17 protein-coding genes and 1 pseudogene are annotated in these 21,070 nt (G+C 54.8%); 11 read left to right on the top strand and 7 right to left on the bottom strand.

What is annotated here, in order from left to right:
- Entirely contained in the window at positions 1–675 is a 675-nt protein-coding gene (locus NYE48_RS26220) for a CidB/LrgB family autolysis modulator (protein ID WP_341000415.1), read from the bottom strand.
- Entirely contained in the window at positions 672–1,046 is a 375-nt protein-coding gene (locus tag NYE48_RS26215) for a CidA/LrgA family holin-like protein (RefSeq protein ID WP_036706259.1), read from the bottom strand. Before NYE48_RS26215 ends, NYE48_RS26220 begins: the two co-directional genes overlap by 4 nt.
- A 178-nt stretch (positions 1,047–1,224) precedes the next feature.
- Between NYE48_RS26215 and cidR the strand changes: the two genes are divergently transcribed.
- The 5 genes from cidR to NYE48_RS26190 all read left to right on the top strand — a co-directional run bounded on the left by cidR (position 1,225) and on the right by NYE48_RS26190 (position 9,001).
- Positions 1,225–2,118, top strand: a complete 894-nt coding sequence (gene cidR, locus NYE48_RS26210; RefSeq protein ID WP_341000414.1) for a cidABC operon transcriptional activator CidR — start codon at positions 1,225–1,227, stop codon at positions 2,116–2,118.
- Positions 2,119–2,270: 152 nt separating this feature from the next.
- Positions 2,271–2,813 (top strand): MarR family winged helix-turn-helix transcriptional regulator, encoded by a 543-nt coding sequence (locus NYE48_RS26205; protein ID WP_052146731.1) that lies wholly within the window; start codon positions 2,271–2,273, stop codon positions 2,811–2,813.
- Positions 2,807–4,543: an ABC transporter ATP-binding protein gene (locus NYE48_RS26200; RefSeq protein WP_212951114.1), complete on the top strand. Its 1,737-nt coding sequence runs from the start codon at positions 2,807–2,809 to the stop codon at positions 4,541–4,543. The genes NYE48_RS26205 and NYE48_RS26200 overlap by 7 nt, the downstream gene beginning before the upstream one ends.
- Entirely contained in the window at positions 4,540–6,420 is a 1,881-nt protein-coding gene (locus NYE48_RS26195; RefSeq protein ID WP_341000413.1) for an ABC transporter ATP-binding protein, read from the top strand. The genes NYE48_RS26200 and NYE48_RS26195 overlap by 4 nt, the downstream gene beginning before the upstream one ends.
- Positions 6,421–6,709: 289 nt before the next feature.
- On the top strand, positions 6,710–9,001 hold the full coding sequence (locus tag NYE48_RS26190) for a 5'-nucleotidase C-terminal domain-containing protein (RefSeq protein WP_445324084.1): 2,292 nt from the start codon (positions 6,710–6,712) through the stop codon (positions 8,999–9,001).
- Between the two features lie 413 nt (positions 9,002–9,414).
- On the opposite strand, the pseudogene NYE48_RS26185 reads toward NYE48_RS26190, so the two are convergent.
- A pseudogene (locus NYE48_RS26185) lies at positions 9,415–9,670 on the bottom strand (IS3 family transposase); the annotation flags it as partial.
- Positions 9,671–9,831: 161 nt separating this feature from the next.
- Between NYE48_RS26185 and NYE48_RS26180 the strand changes: the two are divergent.
- Together NYE48_RS26180 and NYE48_RS26175 are read left to right on the top strand one after the other, a co-directional pair.
- Complete coding sequence (locus NYE48_RS26180) at positions 9,832–11,382, top strand: MDR family MFS transporter (RefSeq protein ID WP_341000411.1); 1,551 nt, start codon at positions 9,832–9,834, stop codon at positions 11,380–11,382.
- 87 nt (positions 11,383–11,469) lie between these two features.
- Positions 11,470–11,940 carry a hypothetical protein gene (locus NYE48_RS26175; RefSeq protein WP_341000410.1) on the top strand — a complete coding sequence of 157 codons (471 nt, stop codon included), beginning with the start codon at positions 11,470–11,472 and terminating at the stop codon, positions 11,938–11,940.
- Positions 11,941–11,995: 55 nt separating this feature from the next.
- Here the strand turns inward: NYE48_RS26175 and NYE48_RS26170 are convergent, their stop codons facing one another.
- Together NYE48_RS26170 and NYE48_RS26165 are read right to left on the bottom strand one after the other, a co-directional pair.
- The gene (locus NYE48_RS26170) at positions 11,996–12,433 is read right to left on the bottom strand and encodes a ferritin-like domain-containing protein (RefSeq protein ID WP_341000409.1); all 438 of its coding nucleotides are present in this window, start codon (positions 12,431–12,433) and stop codon (positions 11,996–11,998) included.
- A gap of 82 nt (positions 12,434–12,515) precedes the next feature.
- Positions 12,516–13,175 carry a TetR/AcrR family transcriptional regulator gene (locus tag NYE48_RS26165; RefSeq protein WP_341000408.1) on the bottom strand — a complete coding sequence of 220 codons (660 nt, stop codon included), beginning with the start codon at positions 13,173–13,175 and terminating at the stop codon, positions 12,516–12,518.
- A gap of 163 nt (positions 13,176–13,338) precedes the next feature.
- Between NYE48_RS26165 and NYE48_RS26160 the strand changes: the two genes are divergently transcribed.
- Both NYE48_RS26160 and NYE48_RS26155 read left to right on the top strand, forming a co-directional pair.
- Positions 13,339–15,558, top strand: coding sequence for an MMPL family transporter (locus tag NYE48_RS26160; RefSeq protein ID WP_341000406.1), 2,220 nt, complete (start codon positions 13,339–13,341; stop codon positions 15,556–15,558).
- Positions 15,559–15,668: 110 nt separating this feature from the next.
- The gene (locus NYE48_RS26155; RefSeq protein WP_341000405.1) at positions 15,669–16,757 is read left to right on the top strand and encodes a nitric oxide synthase oxygenase; all 1,089 of its coding nucleotides are present in this window, start codon (positions 15,669–15,671) and stop codon (positions 16,755–16,757) included.
- Positions 16,758–16,805: 48 nt separating this feature from the next.
- Here the strand turns inward: NYE48_RS26155 and NYE48_RS26150 are convergent, their stop codons facing one another.
- Together NYE48_RS26150 and NYE48_RS26145 are read right to left on the bottom strand one after the other, a co-directional pair.
- On the bottom strand, positions 16,806–17,474 hold the full coding sequence (locus NYE48_RS26150; protein ID WP_341000404.1) for a hypothetical protein: 669 nt from the start codon (positions 17,472–17,474) through the stop codon (positions 16,806–16,808).
- 197 nt (positions 17,475–17,671) lie between these two features.
- The gene (locus tag NYE48_RS26145; RefSeq protein ID WP_341000403.1) at positions 17,672–19,228 is read right to left on the bottom strand and encodes an FAD-dependent oxidoreductase; all 1,557 of its coding nucleotides are present in this window, start codon (positions 19,226–19,228) and stop codon (positions 17,672–17,674) included.
- A 141-nt stretch (positions 19,229–19,369) separates the two neighbouring features.
- Between NYE48_RS26145 and NYE48_RS26140 the strand changes: the two genes are divergently transcribed.
- Both NYE48_RS26140 and NYE48_RS26135 read left to right on the top strand, forming a co-directional pair.
- The gene (locus NYE48_RS26140) at positions 19,370–20,311 is read left to right on the top strand and encodes an aldo/keto reductase family protein (protein WP_036706450.1); all 942 of its coding nucleotides are present in this window, start codon (positions 19,370–19,372) and stop codon (positions 20,309–20,311) included.
- 176 nt (positions 20,312–20,487) lie between these two features.
- Positions 20,488–20,904 carry a MerR family transcriptional regulator gene (locus NYE48_RS26135; RefSeq protein WP_036706279.1) on the top strand — a complete coding sequence of 139 codons (417 nt, stop codon included), beginning with the start codon at positions 20,488–20,490 and terminating at the stop codon, positions 20,902–20,904.
- Positions 20,905–21,070 lie beyond the last annotated feature (166 nt).

The raw sequence follows: 21,070 nt of genomic DNA, 5'->3' as shown, positions 1-21,070 counted from the left end.
TTACGTGATGGCCGTCATGAAGGTTGCCACGCCGAGCGTAAACAAGGCGGCCAGAATCATCGAAATGCTCGAGATCGTTCCGGACAAGGCGCTCATCTCGAAGGCTTTCGAGGTGCCTGCGCCGTGCGAGCTGGTGCCGTACAAGATGCCTCGGGCGACTTCGCTTTCGATCTTGAACAGGCGAAGCACGAACGGCCCGATCACGGGGCCAAGAAGCCCGGAAATAATGACGAACACGGCGGTGATGTTCGGCACGCCGCCGAGGACCTGCGAAACGTTCATCGCGATCGGCGTCGTGATGGAGCGGGGAATCATGCTCGTGACGAGCGATCCGCTGAGATGAAGCCATTTGGCAAGAAACGCCGATGAGACCATAGCCATGCACGAACCCGCAAGCACGCTGACGATAATTTCGACGGCGTACTTTTTGAGTACCTTGAAGTTTTTGTACAAAGGCACCGCAAACGCGACCGTCGCCGGCTGCAGCATGGTGCTCAGCCATTTGCCGCCAGAATTGTAGGATTCATAAGGAATATTCGCCCAGATCAAAATAAGGACAAGGATGATGGGCGTAACCAGGAGCGGCGATAAATAAATTTTGCGGTATTTGCCGTAAACGCGCTTGGACGCGAAATAAATGCCGAGCGTAACGAGCAGGCAGACAATGCCGATCATCGCGAAGCCCTCCGTTCTTTTTGTTTGGCGATTCGGGATGCAAGCAGCCCCGAACTGGCCATGACGATGAATGTGCTGAAAATGACTACGATCAAGATGCGGACGCCGTCGTTTTCCATCATCGGGATATATTTCATGATGCCGACAGCCGCGGGAATGAAGAACAAAAGCAGCTCCGCAAGCAGCCAATTGGCGCCGAGCTCGATCCATTCCAGGCGGAGGATGCCGGTTTCCAGCAAAACAAACACCACGACAATCCCCAGAATGCTGCCTGGAATCGGCAAATGCAAAAGTCCGGCCAGCTTGTTCATCAGCAGCGAGAATGCCATGAGCGCCGCAACCTGCACCGTTCCTTTGATCATGTTGTTCACAGGGATTCTCTCCTTTCATTTACGTGAAAATTTTACACCCCTTATTTTCATGAGTAAAATGAATTAAAAGAATGATGACCATTCCCTTTTTCTATACATAACAAGATCGCGTCCGAACGCCGGCAATTGGGACATACCGCTGCAGATCAGGCGTTTTGAAAGGAGTTTGAGGCTTGAGATGGACATCAGGCAATTGCAGTACTTTATGGAGGTAGCCCGGCTGCAGAGCTTTACGAAAGCGGCGGAAACGCTGTACATCACGCAGCCGACCATCAGCAAAACGATCCGCAACATCGAGGAGGAACTTGGCGTGACCCTGTTTGACCGCTCCGGCAAAAAGGTGGTTCTAACCGATGCCGGCCGGATTATTTACGAGCAGGCGCAGCCGATCGTGAAGTCGTTTCAAAGCTTGTCCTCCGAGCTCGGAGATTTGAAAAACCTGAAGAAGGGGCATATCCGCCTCGGCCTTCCGCCCATGGTCGGATCGAGCTTTTTCCCGGAGGTGATCGGGCAGTTCCATCAGAAATATCCGCAGGTGACGATGCAGATCTTTGAAGACGGGGCCAAAAAGGTAGAGGTCGACGTGGAGAGCGGTTTGCTCGACATCGGCGTCGTGGTGCTGCCGACCGACGACGCGCTGTTCCACTCGTTTTCGTTCGTCAGGGAAAACCTGATGCTGCTGATGCATCCCTCCCACCGCCTTGCCGATCGGGAGTGCGCCCGCCTTATCGATCTGGCGGAAGAGAACTTCGTGCTGTTCCGGGAGGATTTTGCGCTGCACGACCGGATCATCACCGAATGCGTCAAGGTCGGCTTCCAGCCGCATATCGTTTACGAAAGCTCCCAATGGGACCTGATCAGCGGCATGGTAGCTGCGAATTTGGGCATCGCCTTGCTGCCGGAAACGATCTGCCGGGAAATCAACCGGGAGCGGATCCGGATTATGCCGCTGGTGGAACCGGTCATTCCGTGGCAGCTTGGGATGATCTGGCGCAAGGACCGTTACCTGTCCTATGCCGCGCGGGAATGGATCGCATTTACGCAGGGGATATTGATGGAAGACAAGGGGTAGCGGCTCATCGTATTTTACATATGTTTTAATTGACATAAAAATCGGAACGGATATATAATTAGGTTGCCTATTTAATTGGTGACCTAATTATTTTTTTTGTGCGGGCAAACATTCTTCATAGCACACCTGAGGAAAGGAGGATGATATACGTCATGAACGGCGATAACAACAACCGGCAGGGACCTTGCTGCGAGGATCCCGAGCTGCAGGAGCATGATCGGCATCACGAAACCGTCGTCCAGCTGCTTCAGGCGGTCATGCGGTTTAACAGGGGCGAATTTCGCCACCGGGTGGTCGAAGGATTGAAGCTCAGCGAGATGGGGCTGATGGTTCTGCTCATGCGGCATGTCGAGCCGGGCGCACCGGGACTTAAAGTGTCCGAGATCAGCTCGATGCTGCGGGTCACCTCTCCGACCGTCACCCAGTTTGTCAAAGCGCTGGAGAAGAAAAAATGGATTGAGCGGACTCCGGATGAGGCCGATCGCAGGGTCGTGCGGATCAGGCTCAGCGAGGAGGGGCGGGACGTGATTCTGCAAGCCCGCAAGGCGACGATCCATTCCTTCCGGGGGCTGGTCGATTACCTGGGCATCGAGGAGAGCGAGAAGCTGTCCGAGCTGCTGAACAAGGCCTATAAGTATTATGAAAGCAAAAAGAAGGATGATTCATCGGATGGAGGTGAAGTGCCGACATGCTGAAGCTGTTTCGGAATTTGAAGCCTTACAGAGGGCCGATTCTGTTCGTTTTTTTGCTCGTGTTCATCCAATCGATGTCGGACCTGTATTTGCCTACGCTGATGTCCGACATCGTGGACAAAGGCATCACGCACGGAGATATCCCTTATATTTGGAAAATCGGCGGCTTTATGCTGCTGGTGGCCTTGGGCGGGGCTTTTTGCTCCATCGGAGCCAGTTACCTGTCGGCCAAGGTGGCGGGCGGTTTCGCCAAAAATTTGCGCAGCCGCGTCTTTCGGCATGTCCAGCATTTTTCGCTGCAGGAATTCGATAAGCTGGGCACCGCCTCGCTGATCACGCGCACGACCAACGACATTACGCAAATGCAGCAGGTGCTGACGATGATTCTGCGGATGATGATCAGCGCCCCGATGATGTGCATCGGCGGGATCATTATGGCCGTTTCGAAGGATGCGACGCTGTCGCTCGTGATCGTCGTGATCGTGCCGGTGCTGGCCGGGGCCATTTTCATCATTGCGGGCAAAGGGTTGCCGCTCTTTAAAGCGATGCAGGTCAAGCTGGATAAGCTGAACCGCGTTTTGCGCGAGAACTTGACCGGCATACGCGTCATCCGTTCCTTTAACCGCATCGAACATGAACAGAAGCGTTTTAATGAAGCCAACTACGATTTGACGCAAACGGCGGTCAAAGTCAACAAAATCATGGCGGCCATGATGCCGATCATGATGCTCGTCATGAACTTCTCGACGATCGCCATCGTCTGGTTCGGCGGCATCCGGATCAGCGAGGGCCATATGCAGGTCGGCGCATTAATGGCGTTTATCCAGTACGCGATGCAGATCATGTTTTCGCTGATCATGGTATCGGTCATTTTCGTGATGGTGCCCCGCGCATCCGCGTCGGCGACCCGGATCAACGAAGTGCTGGACATGGAGCCGCAAATCGTCGATCCCGCCGCACCGGCCGCCGAAAGCAAAGAAACGGAGAAACGCGGTTATCTCGAGTTCCGGGATGTGACGTTCAGTTACCCGGGCGCCGAGCAGCCGGCGATTCGCCAAATTTCCTTTAGCGCCGCACCGGGCGAAACGACCGCGATCATTGGGGGCACCGGTTCCGGCAAATCGACGCTGCTCAGCTTGATCCCGCGTTTTTACGATGCGGAAAGCGGCAGCGTGCTGGTGGACGGCCGGGACGTCAAGGAGATGACCCAAGAGGAGCTTCGCGCCAAAATCGGTTATGTCCCGCAAAAGGCGGTCCTGTTTACGGGCACGATCGCGGACAACCTCCGCTACGGCAAAGCCGACGCAACCGACGAGGAGCTGCGCCGGGCCGCGGACATCGCGCAGGCGACCGAGTTTATTTCCAAGATGAAGGACGGTTTCGAGTCCGAGATTTCCCAAGGCGGAACCAACGTGTCCGGCGGGCAGAAGCAGCGTTTGTCCATCGCCCGGGCGCTCGTCCGAAAACCCGAGATTTATTTGTTCGACGACAGCTTCTCCGCGCTTGACTTCAAGACGGACGCCAAGCTGCGCGCAGCGCTGAAGGAAGTGACGGGGGACGCAACCGTTCTGATCGTGGCCCAGCGGGCCAGCACAGTCATGGATGCCGACCGGATCATCGTGCTGGACGAAGGGCGCGTGGCCGGCATCGGCAAACACCGCGAGCTGATGGAAACCTGCGACGTATACCGTGAAATCGTATCCTCGCAGCTGTCGGAGGAGGAGATCGCATGAGCGAACACAGAAAACATCCCGGAAGCCGGCCTCCGGGCCCGCGCCATCCCGGCGGCCACCCCGGACAGATGATGCCGGCCGAAAAGGCCAAAGATTTTAAAGGCACGCTGCGCAGGCTCCTTGGCTATCTGCGGCCGCGCCGCGTTGCGCTGGCGGTCATCTTCCTGATGGCGATCCTCAGCACCGTGTTCAGCATCGTCAGCCCGAAAATTTTGGGAGAGGCGACGACCACGCTGTTTGAAGGCATCCTGGCCAAAACGCAACACGTGCCGGGCGCTTCCATCGATTTCGGCTACATTACGGAAATCTTGCTCTGGCTGATCGGGCTGTATCTGTTCAGCGCCGTGTTCAGTTATGCGCAGCAGTATATGATGGCCGGCGTGGCGCAAAAGGTCGTGTACGACATGCGCGAGCAGATCAACCGCAAGCTGTCGCGGCTGCCGCTCAAATATTTCGATTCGAAAACGCATGGCGAAATTCTCAGCCGGGCGACCAACGACGTGGACAACATCAGCACGACGCTGCAGCAGAGCTTGACGCAGCTGATGACGTCGATCGTCACCCTGGTCGGGGTCATTGTGATGATGCTGACGATCAGCCCTTGGCTGACGCTCATTCTGATCGTAACGCTGCCGCTGAGCTTTATCGTGATCCGGATGATCGCATCGCGGTCCCAGAAGCATTTTATGGGCCAGCAGCGTTCCCTCGGCCAGCTGAACGGGCATGTCGAGGAAATGTACACCGGCCATAAAATCATCAAGGCGTTCGGCCGCGAGGACGAATCCGTGGCGACGTTCAACGAAATCAACGACAAGCTGTACCATTCGGGCTGGAAAGCCCAGTTCATCTCCGGCATGATCATGCCGATGATGTCCTTTATCGGCAACATCGGTTACGTGCTCGTCTGCGTCGTCGGCGGCATTTTCGTCACGCATAAAACGATCACCATCGGGGACGTGCAGGCCTTCATTCAATACGCGAGACAGTTCACGCAGCCGATCATGCAGACGGCGAATATAGCCAACGTCATTCAATCGACGATCGCTTCGGCGGAACGCGTCTTCGAGCTCCTCGACGAGCAGGAGGAGGTGCCGGAAGCGGCCGATGCGGTCGAACTGAAGAACCCTAAAGGCGCGGTCGCCTTCGAGCACGTGAAGTTTGGCTACAATGAAGGCGAAACGCTGATCGAGGACATGAACATCGACGTCAAGCCGGGGCAGACGATTGCGATCGTCGGGCCGACCGGCGCCGGCAAAACGACGCTCATCAACCTGCTGATGCGTTTCTATGAAATCAATGACGGCGCGATTACGATCGACGGTGTCAATATCACGAAGCTGAAGCGCGGCAACCTGCGGAGCATTTTCGGAATGGTGCTGCAGGATACGTGGCTGTTTAACGGCACGATCCGCGAGAATATCGCTTACGGCCGCAGCGGCGCGACCGAGGAGGAAGTGGTGGAGGCGGCGAAAGCGGCCCATGCCGACCACTTTATCCGGACGCTGCCGGACGGCTACGAGACGGTCCTCAACGAGGAAGCTTCGAACATTTCGCAGGGGCAGAAGCAGCTGCTGACGATCGCCCGCGCCATTTTGGCCGATCCGTCCATTCTGATTCTCGACGAAGCGACAAGCAGCGTCGATACCCGGACCGAGGTTTATATCCAAAAAGCGATGAACGAGCTGATGAAAGGCCGCACCAGCTTTGTCATCGCGCACCGCCTGTCCACGATCCGCGACGCCGATTTGATTTTGGTCATGAACGGCGGCAGCGTCATCGAAAAGGGCACGCACGAGGAACTGCTGGCGAAAGGTGGCTTCTACGCCGATCTGTACAACAGCCAGTTTACGGGCGGAAAAGCGCAGCATGTAGGCTGATGCGGTAGAAAGAGATTTCCAGATTTACGCATAATCTATAAATATGAACGCTCCGAATATACGGGGCGTTCTTTTTTGGCGAATTACAAGGGATTCCCATTTTGGGAACCCTGTAAAATAACGGAGTCACCGCCGCAGAATCCAAGGCATGCGGGAGGGAGTTATTTTGCGCATAAAGGTTTACGGATGGTTTTTTTTAGATTAAAATGAGCCTTTGGAAAACTTTTTGATAGCGCTACCATTTTCCGAAAAAAGAATAAAGAGAAAAGGGGACTCCAACATGCTTAACATGAAAAGCCGCTTCAAAAGGCTGACGGGGCTGGCCCTCGCCGCCACGCTCACGTTGTCCGGCGCAGCGGGTTTCCAGCCGGCAAAAGCGAAGGCCGCCGAAGACCAGGAGACGCACATCACGCTGCTGGCGACCTCCGACGTCCATGGACGGTTTATGCCATGGGACTACGCGATGGACACGGCCAACACGAACGGCAGCTTTACCCAGCTGTACACCCTGATCAAAAAGGTTCGCGCCGAAAACCCGAACACGATCCTGCTCGATGCGGGCGACGTCATTCAGGACAACTCCGCGGAGCTGTTCAATGACCAGCCGAAATCGCCGATGATGGTCGCGATGAACGAGATGGGATACGATGCCTGGGCCATGGGCAATCATGAATTCAATTTCGGCCTCGATACCTTCGACAAAGTCGCGGGGCAATTCAAAGCGGCGAAGCTGGCAGGGAACGTATACAAAGAAAACGGGGAGCGGTTCCTTCCGGCCACGACGATCGTCGAAAGAGGCGGCATCAAGGTCGGCATCATCGGGATGACGACGCCGCTCATCACCGACTTCGAGAAAGACACCGATCACCTGAACGGGCTGGTCGTCAAAAATCCGATCGACGAAACGAAAAAAGCCGTCCAAGAGCTGGAAGGCAAAGTCGACGTCATGATCGGCTTGATGCACATGGGATTGGAAAACGAAAATGCACTTCCGGGAACGGGCGTCACCGATATCGCCAATGAAGTGCCGGAGCTGACCGCCATTTTTGCGGGCCATATGCACAAGCTGGTGAAAAGCGCGACGGTCAACGGCGTCTTGATCGGCGAACCCGACAAATACGGAACGCATGTGTCCCGAATCGATCTCACCTTCGTCAATCAAGGCGGCAAAATGGTGCTGAAAGACAAAACGGCCACGGCCATTCCGGTCAAAGGTGAAGACGGCACCCCGGCGGTTTCCGACCCGGATCTGGAAAAAGAGCTGCTGCCTTACCATGAATTCGCCCGCAAGGACGCCAATATCGTGGTCGGCGAACTGGTCGGAAAGCACAATATGGTCCCTGAAAACGAGATCAAGGGCATTCCGGCCGTACAGGTCCAGGAGACGCCGCTGTCCGACTTTTTCAGCGAAGTCATGCTGCATTACAGCAAAGCGGACGTCGTCGCGCACCAGATCGACAATGATAAAGCAAGGCTGGACGTCGGTCCGATCCGCAAAAAGGACATCGCCTACAACTATCAGTTCGCGCTCGGCGAGGTCACCAACTATAAAGTCACCGGCAAGGACTTAAAAGACTACATGGAATGGGCCGCAGGCTATTTCAACAGCACTCGTCCGGGCGACGTGACGGTCAGCTTCGATGAAAAACGCCGATCCTCCAAATACAGCACCAACGATTTCTTCGGGGGCGTCAAATACGTCATCGATTTGTCCAAACCTTACGGCAGCCGGATCACCAACCTGAGACATCTGGACGGCACGCCGATCCATATGGATGAAACGCTCACGCTCGGCATGAACGCTTACCGCATGGACGCCTTGGTGGCCAAAGGCGGAGCGCTGGAAGGGCGCAAGTTCGAAAAGCTGTGGACGTCAAAAGCGGAAAGCGCCTACGGGGAAACCGGCGGTACGATCCGCAACCTTTCCATCCGCTATCTGAAAGAGGTCGCGAACGGCAAATATGAAGCAAAATTGCAAAACAACTGGAACATCATCGGCGTCGACACGACCGCAAAGGAACGCGCGGATGTGGTGGAGCTGATGAACGCAGGCATTTTGAGCGTGCCGACCACGCCGGACGGCAAATATACCAACATCGCTTCCATCAATATCCTTGATCCGGTCAAGGCGGAAGACGCAGCCTCATTGGCTGCAAAAGCGGGCGTCGATCCGGCGCTGCTGGCCGGCGTCAAAACGACCGGCGAGCTGTACCATAAGCTGAACGAGGCGCGCAAAGCGGCTGCGAAGCCGGAGCAACCTGCCGAAAAACCGGGCAAGCCGGCCAAACCGGAGGCGGAAAAGCCATCGACCAAACCGGCGGAGAAACCGGTGCCTGCTAAACCTGTTAAACCTGTAAAACCGGCAAAGCCTGCTGCGAAGCCATCCTCCGGCAAGCAGGCGAAAATTACGGCCGAATATCTGAACATTCGGGCGGGGGCTTCCGCCAAAGCGAAAATTTTGGGTGCGGCTCCGAAAGGAACCGTGCTTGAAGTGACGGGAACGGCGCCGTACGGCTGGGTGAAAGTCGTTTACCAAGGAAAAACGGCCTTTGTTTACGGAAAATACGTCACGCTTCTTTAAAGCGGCATTCCAAGCATCATGTGAAATTTCATCGCCAAAAAGAAGAGAGGGCACTCCCCGCTGAACTGTACCTTGTGTCAAGGAACAGCAACAATCATACGCACCCGCGACTCTAACGGTTGCAGTCGCCGTTATTGAGGGCAAAGCCGATAAATTTGTTTTTTAACGGTTGCAGGTGCGGCTATTTCTTGAAAAAGCTTCTTTTTAGAAGTGTTTCGAAGGAATTAAGCGCAGAGATAACCGTTAGAATTTTAAACCGGCTTTTCTTAGCCACTTAGCGGTTGTAAGGTCCGTTAGAATATTGTGAAGGCTTGGGCCATCGGGACTAGTCAGAAAAATTGGATGTGAAAAAGACGGGGGAAGACCTGAACGGTCCCCTTTGTCAAGGACACTTATAAAAAAGGCTTGTGGTTTTAAGCCGCGGATAAAAGATGATTCCTGTACTGTACAGGGGTCATCTTTTTTACGTCCCCACTGATATTTGTGGTTATTGTAGTACCGTATGTATCGGTATACTTTCTGTTTGAGGCTCTCTAAGGTTGTACAGCTTTGGTGGTCAACATGGTCTTTAAGATGACCGAAGAAGGATTCCTGAGGGGCGTTATCCCGACAGTTACCTCGTCTGGACATCGACTGATCAAGCTTGTACTTCTTGAGCAGTTTCTGAAAGGTCGCTTGTATTAAGTACCCATAGCCCAGACACCTTTTTTCAAAGCGTCCAGTCTATGGGCAGCCGGGAGCCCTCTTTTTTTTCTGAAATATTTTCAGTTCATATTCAGTTCATATAGCTCTTTTATAATCGTGGTACCAAAGGAAAGGAGCTATACAAAATGGAAAATGTGTTAAAGGGCGGTCAGGGGACCCTGGAGAAGAAAAATCACAAAGTCCTTGTCATGATCGGCCTACTCATAGGAATTATATTTTCAGAATTAGACGAAACGGTCGTCAGTACCGCGATGCCGACGATCATCCGCGAGCTCGGCGGACTGTCCCTCTATGGATGGGTAGCCGGGATTTACATGCTGGCGATGTCGGCGTTCATGCCGATTCTAGGGAAATTGGCGGACCTGTATGGCCGAAAAAAGGTTTATTTAATATGCATGGCCTTATTTATCGGAGGCTCCATCGTGTGCGGTTTATCGCATTCGATGACCTTATTATTGGTTGGGCGCGGCATACAGGGGATCGGCGCCGGCGGTTTGATGCCGCTAGCGATGACGATATCAAGCGATCTCTTTCCGGTGGAGCAGCGTGCTAAAGTGCAAGGTTTGATGGGGCCGGTCATGTTTATTCCCATGCTGCTCGGACCATTGATGGGCGGATTTTTCGTCGACCAAGTGAGCTGGCATTGGATCTTTTTCGTGAACATCCCGGTCGGAGTGATTGCGGCGATCTTTTTGGCAAGCGGACTTCGCGAGTCGAAGCAGGCGAAGAAAGTGGCTATCGACTGGGGCGGGGCCATTCTATTGGTCGCTTCGATCGTATCGCTGTTAATCACGCCGGTGCTCGTTCAAAATAACGGATATGCTTGGGACTCACCGCTTATTGTAAGCATACTCGTCGTAGGAGCTGCGTTGTTTGGAATCTTTGTATGGGTTGAGTCCAAGGTAAAGGAACCGATCGTTCCGCTGCATCTATTCAAGAACCGCAATATAGTGGTTTTATCCATGATCGTATTTATCGTGGGTCTTGGGCTCATGGGTGCCTTCTCGTCGTTTCCGTATTTCGGGCAAAATGTGTTAGGGCTCACGCCGACGGAATCCGGCTATTTGCAGCTGCCCATGATGGTTGGCGCCGTCGCTTCGTCCATGGTTTGCGGATTTTTGTTGACGAAGGTTCGCTACCGCGAAATTTTCGGCATCGGATTTATCCTGCCGGTTATCGGCTTCTATTTCTTTTCGCATATCAATATGGATACGACCATCATGCAGATTATCATGTTCTTCGTGATCTCGGGCCTTGGCATGGGCGTCCTGTTCGGCAGCGATAACTTAATTGTACAGGAGTCTGTTGAAAAGGAGCACACAGGGGTTGCCTTGGCAACCGTTCCCTTATTTCAAACGATTGGCGCCACCATCGGGGTAAGTTTGTTCGGCAATCTTTTATCGTCGACGCTCATTTCGAAAATAGGAAGCTTAGGCTCGCAGCTGCCTGAGAGCGTCAAAGGACATATGCACGATTTGGCTGCAGGCGGGATCCCTAAAGATCTTCCGTCAAATCTGGTCACGACGGTAAAAACGATGTTCGTAGAGTCGTTCCAGTATATCTACATGTACTCCTTTGCCGCGATGATCATCGTGTTCATATTGTGCTGGTTTTTGAAGAAAGAGGTCTTGTCCTCCAAACCTAAGGAAGCCGAGGAATTGCAAACCGGGGCATAAAGTGCTTGCTAACTTGTTGCATTCTTGCCGATTCCTCTTATAATGGCTATTGTGTATTTCGATGAAAAAGGGGACAAAGATAGGGAATTGGAGATCTTACGCTTAAATCAGATCGCTAGGCGGCTGCTGGAGCGGTCGAAGGTTGATGTTGCCGTTCGGCTTGAATCCCGTTTTGATGGCGGGCGTCTGGTCGGCGGGAAGTTCGGCATGCATTCCAGAAGCGTTACGATGTATACCGGGGTGATTGAGGAGCAGTGCATGCAGATGTTCGGCTCCCTTGAACGGGTGGAGGAATATTTTGCGATTGTGCTGGCCCATGAGCTTGGACATGCGGCAGATCCGGATCTGTCCTCGTTGAGCGAACTAACGGAGGATATGCGCCTCAGCGAAGGAACGCGAATGCGGGCGGCTCTCCAAATTGAAGAGAATGCGTGGAATTACGCGCTGACCCTGATTCCCGAGGCGGATAGGGTCATGGTTAGCAGCATCATCGACGAATCCCTCGAAGCTTACCGCAGCCGGGTTCAGCAGGCCGAGATGGAGGCCGACATCGCCTAGTGAATGTTGAATGAAAGAGGCTTTCCCGGAGGAAAGCCTCTTTTTCGGTTCCGTCCTAACCCTGATTCATCAGGTACAGGAACCAGACGGCGTGATTTTGTTCATCCATGGCGATACGTCGAAGGGTGTCCTTCAGGGCAGGATCCTGTGCCCGGTCGGACATTTTCAAATAGAAGTCGACGGTTTCCTGCTCATCGAGAAACGAAGATATCAAACCTTCCCTGTACTCCCTCGGGCAGTTCTCCGTTTGAACGGGGGTATGGGTTTGACCGGTCAGGTGCCGGTATGCTTGTTGGAAAAATCGCAGATGCCTCACTTCGTCGTCGCGAATTTCCAAAATGCGTTTTCTGGCATTCTCGGATGGGGCGAGTTTCGCCAATTGCTCGTAACAGGTTACCGAGCTAAATTCGCCATTGATGGCTTTGATCAGATCTCCGGCCAGCGCGGCGTCGGGACTCGTTGAGGGCCGGTAGTAGGCTCCGTATAGATTCAAGGGACTGGTCTCCTCTCCAACTTGATGGGCTAATATACCTTATGCAAGCGAAGAGGAAGAGGTTCGGTTGTGCGGATGCCTTTTATTTAGGGTCGCCGGAGCGGGGTTTGGGCTCCATGCCGACGCCGTTCCAGAACATTTCGATGATGTCGCGGGCAAGCTCCTGGGGCGACGGTTGAATGTCATTGGCCACCTCGCGGTTGCCGAGCATCAGCATCGAGGCCAGCGTATGGGCCATCAGCAGCGGATGCAGCGGTCGGACCTCTTCTTTCCGGATCGCTTCGGTGAAGCTGACCGTCAGAACGTGATGAATGCTTTCCTCGCTCCGGCGGATGCGTTCCAGCTGCTCTTTGGTCAGTGCATCCGACGCTTTGCGCAGGATGGTCTCGAAATCGCCGTGCGGGAAGCGAAGCTTGCGTTCCGCCAACATGACAAGCCGGTCGTATAACGGCAGGTCCCGCTGCTGCATGATTTCCTCCGACGTCTTCCGCGCTCTCTCCATCATGGCCGTGACGGCCGCGGTGAAGAGCTGCGCTTTATTTTCGTAATGGTAGTAGATGGCTGCCTTGGTGATCCCGCATGCTTCGGCAATTTGCTTCAGCGATATCGGTTCATAACCGTATTCCATAAACAGGTCGGAAGCGGTCTTCAAAATAAACTCGCTGGTCGCCTCTTCATGTTCCTGCCGTTTCGGACGGCCGGGAGGACGTTTCGTTTTGGTTGGCTGCTCGGAATGGTTCATGGTTACCTCCGTTGAAAATGCTTGTTCAATAATTAACCTTCCGGTATATTTAATTATTGTAGGAGCGTATGGTTTAAGGGAATGCTCTATGAATCATAACACTTCAAGGTCATACATACACACACTATACCATGTACGCCCGGACCAGGGTGAGGAGGAGATTATGGAACAAAAATCGGGATTTGGGCGGTTCGTTGCCGGAAAACGGAGCAAATGGGTTACGCTGGCGGTTTGGATGATCGTCGTGGGCGTGCTTAGTTCCTTATGGCCGATGGTCAACAAAGAGGTGAAAAACAACGCCGCCAATTTGCGGGAGGACACCCCGTCCGTTCAGGCGGAAAAGATCGCCGCGGAGCAATTCGGCAGCTCAAGCGTTCCGGCCCTGATCGTTTGGCATCGGGAAGGCGGCATCAAAAACGAGGATCTCGAGCTGATCCAGCAGCTGTACGCCGGGCTCGGGGCTTCGCCTGTCCCTTATCAAGAGTTTGTCCCGCCGCTGGATCAGGTCCCTGCACAGGCTCTGACGGCGCAGCTCTCCAAAGATGGAAGCACGCTGGTGACGCCCGTTCTTTTCAGCAGCACCGCGAGCAGCGACCAGCTGAAGGAAGGGGCCGAGCTGCTGAAGGAGCAGGCGGCCAAAACGTTCGGAACCGATCCCTTTGCGGCGGGGGTGGACTCCGGCACCGAGCTCAGCGCCCGCGTGACGGGTCCGGTCGGCATTTCCATCGATGCGTCCGGGCTGTTCAAAAACGCCGACTTTAAGCTGATGATGGCGACCGTTCTGTTGGTCCTGGTCATTTTGCTGCTGATTTACCGTTCTCCGATTTTGGCATTGATCCCGATCGTGGCGGTAGGTTTTGCATACGGAGCGATCAGTCCGCTGCTGGGCCTGATGGCGGCCAAAGGCTGGATTACCGTCGATTCGCAGGCGGTGTCGATCATGACGGTGCTCCTGTTCGGCGCCGGGACGGATTACTGCCTGTTCCTGATCTCTCATTTCCGCCATCTGCTGAAGGAGGAGGCAAGCAAAGGCAAGGCGCTGGTCCGGGCCATTACCGAAACCTCCGGGGCCATCGCCATGAGCGGGTTTACCGTGGTGCTGTCGCTGTTTGCGCTATTGCTGGCCAAATACGGCGCCTATCACCGCTTTGCCGTGCCGTTCAGCGTATCCATCCTGGTGATGGTCATCGCAAGTTTGACGCTGGTTCCCGCGCTGCTGGCGGTCTTTGGCCGCGCTTCGTTTTATCCGTTCGTTCCGCGGACGCCGGAGATGGAGGAAGCACGTGCCCGGCGGAAGGGCAAAGCTATTCCTGCTCCGAAGCCGAAAAAGGAGAGCTTTGCCGGACGCTGGGTCGTCACGAAACCGTGGCTGATCGTCGTCGTCACGCTGGTCGTCCTCGGAGGGCTCGCCGTCTTTTCAAGCCAAGTGAAGTTCACCAACGACATCATGTCTTCTTTCCCGAAAAACATGGCTTCGCGGGAAGGATACGACCTGATCGGCAAACAATTCTCCCCGGGTACGCTTGCTCCCGTTAAGCTGATGGCGAACACCGGCGGCCAAGGGGATGTGCTGGGCGAAAAACTGAAAGGCCTGCCCTTTGTCAGCAGCGTGTCCAAGCCGCAACAAGGAGAAAGAAACGCCGATATACTCGCCTACGATATCGAATTGAACATGAATCCGTATTCGCCGGAGGCGATCGAACTCATCCCCGAGCTTCGCGGCATTGCGGAGCAAGCGCTGCAGGAAGCGGGAATCGCCTCGCCGGCGGACCGCGTGTGGATCAGCGGCCAAACGGCGACCCAATACGACACGAGGGAGACGGGAGACCGGGATACGATGGTCATCATTCCGGTGGTGATCGGCATGATCACGCTGCTTCTGCTGGTCTATTTGCGTTCGGTGACGGCTACCGTTTACCTTGTGCTGACGGTCATTTTGTCTTATTTTTCGGCGCTGGGCCTCGGCTGGATCATTATCCATTACGGCCTTGGAGCCGATGCCATCCAAAGCGCCATTCCGCTTTATTCGTTCGTGTTCCTGGTGGCGCTCGGCGAAGACTATAACATCTTTATGATTTCGAGCATTTGGAAAAAGCGAAAGGAGATGCCTTTCAAGCAGGCGATCAAGGAAGGGGTCGGGGAGACCGGTTCGGTCATCACCTCCGCCGGGCTCATTTTGGCGGGAACGTTTGCGGTGCTGGCGTCGCTGCCGATCCAGGTTCTCGTCCAATTCGGCATCATTACGGCGGTGGGCGTGCTGCTGGATACGTTTATCGTCCGTCCGTTCCTGGTGCCGGCGATTACGGCCCTGCTGGGACGATTTGCGTTTTGGCCGTCCAGACCGGCCGCAGCGAAGGAGCGTTCCGTGCGCACGGAATCTTAAAACGGGGATGCAAGTTCACGAAGATATCAAGTTTGCCGCGGTCCTGCAGCCTTCTTCAAGGCTATAATAGGTACGAACACATAGTAGACGGAGCATAAGGATGATGGAAAATGACGGATCGTAACGTTCTGCTGCAGGAAGCGGAGGATTTTATACGGGTTTGTTATGCCGAACTTGGAAAAACGGAGCAGGAAGCGGACGGCAGGCTGGAGGAAATCAAAAAGGAAATCGGTTTGACCGGTACCTACGGGCATACGTTCGAGGAACTGGAGCATGGGGCCAAAATGGCTTGGCGCAACAGCAACCGCTGCATCGGCCGACTGTTCTGGGATTCGATGGTGGTCCGGGACCGGCGGCATTTGGCCCATGCGGACGACATCCATTCGGCGCTGCTGGAGCATATCGAGACCGCGACCAACGGCGGCAAAATCGTGCCGACGATATCGGTGTTCAAACCTGCGGGGCCGACCGGGAGCGGCGTGCGCATCTGGAATCACCAGCTGATCCGGTATGCGGGGTACCGGACGGAAGGCGGGATCGTCGGCGACCCCGCTTCGGTGCCGTTTACGGACGTATGCCTGAAGATGGGATGGCAGGGCAAAGGCACGCGGTTTGACGTCCTTCCTCTCGTTATCCAGGCGGAGGGCCGGAAGCCGGCACTGTATTCGATCCCGGATGAGCTGGTGCTGGAGGTTCCGCTGACGCATCCGGATTACCCCGCCTTCGGGGAGTTGGGACTGCGCTGGTATGCCGTGCCGCTCATCTCCGATATGGAGCTGGTCATCGGCGGCATTCATTATACGGCGGCGCCTTTTAACGGCTGGTATATGGCGACGGAGATCGGGGCCCGCAATTTTGCGGATACGAACCGCTACGACGTTTTGCCGCAGGTGGCAGAGGTGATGGGGTTAAAAACCGCAAGCGAAACCTCGCTTTGGCGCGACCGCGCGCTGGTCGAAATGAATGTGGCCGTGCTGCATTCGTACAAACGGGCAGGCGTCAGCATGGTGGATCACCATACCGCGGCGGCCCAGTTCCAATTGTTCGAGCAGCGGGAGGCCCAATGCGGCCGGAAGCTGACGGGGTACTGGAATTGGCTCATCCCGCCGGTGTCCCCGGCGACGACCCATATTTTTCACCAATCTTACGACAATACGATCGTATATCCCAATTTCTTTTATCAGGAGCGGCCGTACTAGATCGACACGGGGATGAAACCGGGGCAGATGTATGGGCCGGGAATCTCTTTAATAGGGATCTTTGACGGCCTCGAGCAAGCTATGAACGATTTGCTGTTCGGCCGAAGTCAGTTCGGCGCCGGCTTGCCATGCCTCGATTTCTTTTTGAACCTGTGTGGCATCCTTATAACTTAAGCCATAGGCGATCAAGCCGATGACCGATTGCCGCCGATTCGGATCGTCCATGCCGGACAAAGCTTGGATCGCGGCTTTTTTGTCCGTCCAAAACAGTTCGCTCGCAAGGGCGGCGTAACTTTCGCTCCCTGCGCCGTCCAGATTGCGGGTGGCCGAGAACACCGCCTTGTAATGTTCCGGCTTGATCATGCTGCGGTTTCTATATAGATAGCCCAGCGTTTCGTCCATAAGGGGAACGTCTTTCCGGAGCTCCCGATACGTTTTCCAATCCAAACCGGTGATGCGGCTCATCATGTTTTCGATTTTGTCCCGATCGGACGAGCTTTCCTTATACGCGGCGTAGAAGGCTTCTTCCGGCGTTTCCTGCTTTTTGGCAGCGGTGCCGGCCTCGGTATGGCTGTTTTGCACGGCGACGGGCCGTTCCGAAGATTTGGCGGCGGGCGGTTCGCTTGCGCCTTGACCGGAGCAGGCGGTTAAAGACAGCGCGGCTGCGGTTGCAATGATGCCGAATGCCGTCCGCAACATGAATGGGGTGCTTTTCATCCTATTTCTCCTTTTTGGCAGCATGGAAGGAAACGCTGCTTTTTCTTCTCCTAATCATAAACGAATTTTCCCTAAAAAGGTTGCCTGTGGAAATTAACGCATGCCCGCAGACAGCCCGTCCAATATAAAAAAGCGTTCCCGACCGCCGCGTTTGGCAAGGGAGAACGCTTTTTCTTTACATTGACCGAAATGGCCGCTTATATTCGTTTTTCCAGCTTGTCCAAAGGTTTCGTTGCCGGCCCTTCAATGACTTCGCCCTCATACGTATACCGCGAGCCGTGGCACGGGCAGTCCCAGCTGCGCTCGCCATCGTTCCACTCCACTTCGCAGCCCATATGGGAGCATGTCGTGTCCACGATATACAGATTGCCTTCGTCGTCCCGGTAGCCGCCGGCCCGCCGGCCGTCATAGGAAATGACGCCGCCTTCGCCGGGTTGGAGATCGTCCGCTTTCCGCTGAATCAGGCCGACCTTGCCCGCGATGAAATGTTTGGCCACGTCCGCGTTTTGCACGACCATGTTTTTGACCGACGGATCGGCTTTGAAGCGCGAAGGGTTATAGAGCAGCGCATAAGGATTGGGCTTTCCTACAATGAGATCGGAAAGAATCATGCCCGACAGCGTGCCTTGGGTCATGCCCCATTTATAGAAGCCCGTTGCGACATAAATCCCGTCGTCGCCTTCGGTCAGCTGCCCGATGTACGGCACTTTGTCGAGCGTCTCCAAATCCTGCGCCGACCAGCGGAACGGAATTTCCTTGATGCCGAACAGCTCCGAGCCGAACTTTTCGAGCTGCTCATAGCGCTCATACGTGCGAATGCTTTGACCCGTCTTATGGTTTTCCCCGCCGGCAATGACCAGATCCTCGCCGTTATAGCTTGCGGTACGCAAAGAGCGTTTGGGCGTCGCGTTTCCTACGCTCAGGTACGTGCCGCCGGGAAACGGCCGTTCCGGCCTGAATGCCACGGCATACGAACGGACGGCATGCAGCCGGGCGAAATAGAGCCCTTTTTTGTCCAGAAACGGGAAATGGGAAGCCGACACGATCCGGCGGCAGCGCACCTTGGCTTTGCCGTGATAAGCGCTGAGCGTATACGGAGGCCCGTCGTCTTCAAGCCGGGTAATCGTCGTATGCTCATAAATCTTCGCGCCGTTTTTCACGCTTTCCTCGACCAGCGGCTTTAAGTAATGCAGCGGATGGAATTGGCCCTGGTCAGGCATTTCGATCGCGCCTTTGACCTTCAGCGGAATCGGGAGCTCGTCCCTCCATTGTCCGGGAATGCCGAGTTTGATGTAGGCGTCGAACTCTTTTTGCAACCCTTGGAGGTCATCGGTTTTTTCGACGTAGATATAGGCGCTTTCCGGCCTGAGATCGCATTCGATGCCGAGCTCGTTCGCCGTGTTCAGGATAAACGCTTTGGCATCCATATTGGCTTTGTAATACATTTGCGCATTTTCTTTGCCGAAATGGTTCAGCAGTTCGTCATAAATTTTTCCGTGCTGGGCGGAAATTTTGGCCGTGGTATGTCCGGTCGTGCCGTTTAAAATGACGCCTGCCTCCAGCACGGCCACCTTCACCCCCTGCTTCGACAGCAGGTAGGCGGTCGTTATGCCGACGATCCCCGCGCCGACGATCGCGACATCGACCTCGATATCCTCGTCCAAACGCGGGAAGGAAGGCAATTCGGTCGTTGCTCTCCACAGGGATTCAGGGAACTGCGGCAAATGCCGGGAAAAGGAATCTGATTGACGCATGGCGTATCCTCCTCATCATATTCAACACCATATTTATTTCCATATTTTTCAGAAATGAAACCGGCGTGCTTTCCATCGAAACCGCGGTTGTTTACAATATGGGAGGAAGAATAATCCGACGGGGAGGTTTTGCTTGTGACGATGAAGTATCGGAGACTGGGGAAAAGCGGGCTTAAGGTAAGCGAAATCAGCTTGGGCAGCTGGCTGACGTACGGGGGATACGTGGAGCAGGAGAACGCGGTCAAGGCGATTCAGACGGCTTACGATCTGGGCATCAATTTTTTTGACACGGCCAACGTATACGAACGCGGCGCGGCCGAGGAGCTGCTCGGCAACACGTTGAAAGCGTATCCGCGCGAATCCTATGTCCTTGCGACGAAGGTATTCGGCAAAATGGGCGATGGCCCGAACGACATGGGGCTGTCCAGAAAACATATCATGGAGCAATGCCATGCGAGCCTGAAGCGCCTCGGCCATGATTACGTCGACCTGTATTACTGCCACCGTTATCATGAGGAAACGCCGATCGAAGAAACGCTGCGGGCCATGGACGACCTGGTGCGCCAAGGCAAGGTGCTGTATATCGGCGTCAGCATGTGGACGGCGGCTCAAATGGAAGCGGCGCTCGGCACGGCCGATCGTTACCTGCTGGACCGGATCGTCGTGAACCAGCCGGTGTACAATATGTTCAACCGGGACATCGAAAAGGAAGTCATTCCGCTCGGCGAAGCCAAAGGGATCGGCCAAGTCGTGTATTCGCCGCTTGCGCAGGGCCTGCTGACGGGAAAATACAAAACGGCGGGACAAGCGCCGGAAGGCAGCCGCGCCGCCAAGCTCAACTGGAAGGAAGAGCAGATCAGCGAAGCGAAAATCGCGAAGGTGCAGGAACTCGGCGCCATAGCGGACGAGCTTGGCCTCAAGATGAGCCAGCTTGCGCTCGCCTGGGTGCTGCGCCAGCCGAACGTGGCCAGCGCGCTGATCGGCGCGAGCCGTCCGGAACAGGTCGCCGAAAACGTGAAGGCATCGGGTGTGGAAATCCCCGCCGAAGCGCTGGAGCGAATCGAGCAAATACTTTCCAAATAAATCCATTATATAGACGGCTTCACGCGGCTCGGCCGTAAACGTGGATGCAGCGAAAAGGATGGCCTGCGGCGGCCATTCTTTTTTTGTTTTTCGTACCGTTGAGCAGTTGAAAAATTGGCTTTCGCCTCCACGGAACGATATACTTGAAGTATACCTTTACCTAGGGGGAGAACGGCTTGGAATGGCTTAAAATCGACGATGTCGCCAAGGAAACGGGATTAACCAAACGGTCCATCCGCTATTACGAGGAAATCGGCCTCATCAAATCGCCGGAGCGGTCGGATGGAGGAATCCGATTATATACGGAAGAAGATGTCCAGCAGCTTAAAAATATCGTTCTTGCCAAAAAAGTTCTCGGTTTCTCGCTTCAGGAAATCCAAGAGTTTCTGCAGATCCACGACCAGGTGATGAAGCACCGGAGCAACGCCTCCTCGTCCCTGGACGAGGCGCAGCGGCAAGCCGAGCTGGAGCAGATGTCCCAGGCGGTAAGCAAGCAGCTCGAACTTGTCGATTACAAAATCGCGGAGATGACCAAGGTCAGGCAGGAGCTTGCGGATCTCAGCGGACGGATCACGAAGGCGAAGCGCAGCTGAAAAAAGGACAGCCCAACGACGAGGGTTGTCCTTTTTTACGTTTAGGGAAAGCCAAGGGGGGCACAGGTCATGTTATTTTGCGAAATTTTTTTTGGCTTCACATTTTGAAACTGGGCCTCTTTGCCTATGAAGCGGAAGGTGATAGAATATTCTCAATGAACTGGAT

It is taken from the genome of Paenibacillus sp. FSL M7-1455, from assembly GCF_038004655.1.
Classification (GTDB): domain Bacteria; phylum Bacillota; class Bacilli; order Paenibacillales; family Paenibacillaceae; genus Paenibacillus_AQ; species Paenibacillus_AQ cookii.
Note: the sequence above shows the minus strand (reverse complement) of the source record. Positions and strands in the feature narration are given on the sequence as shown.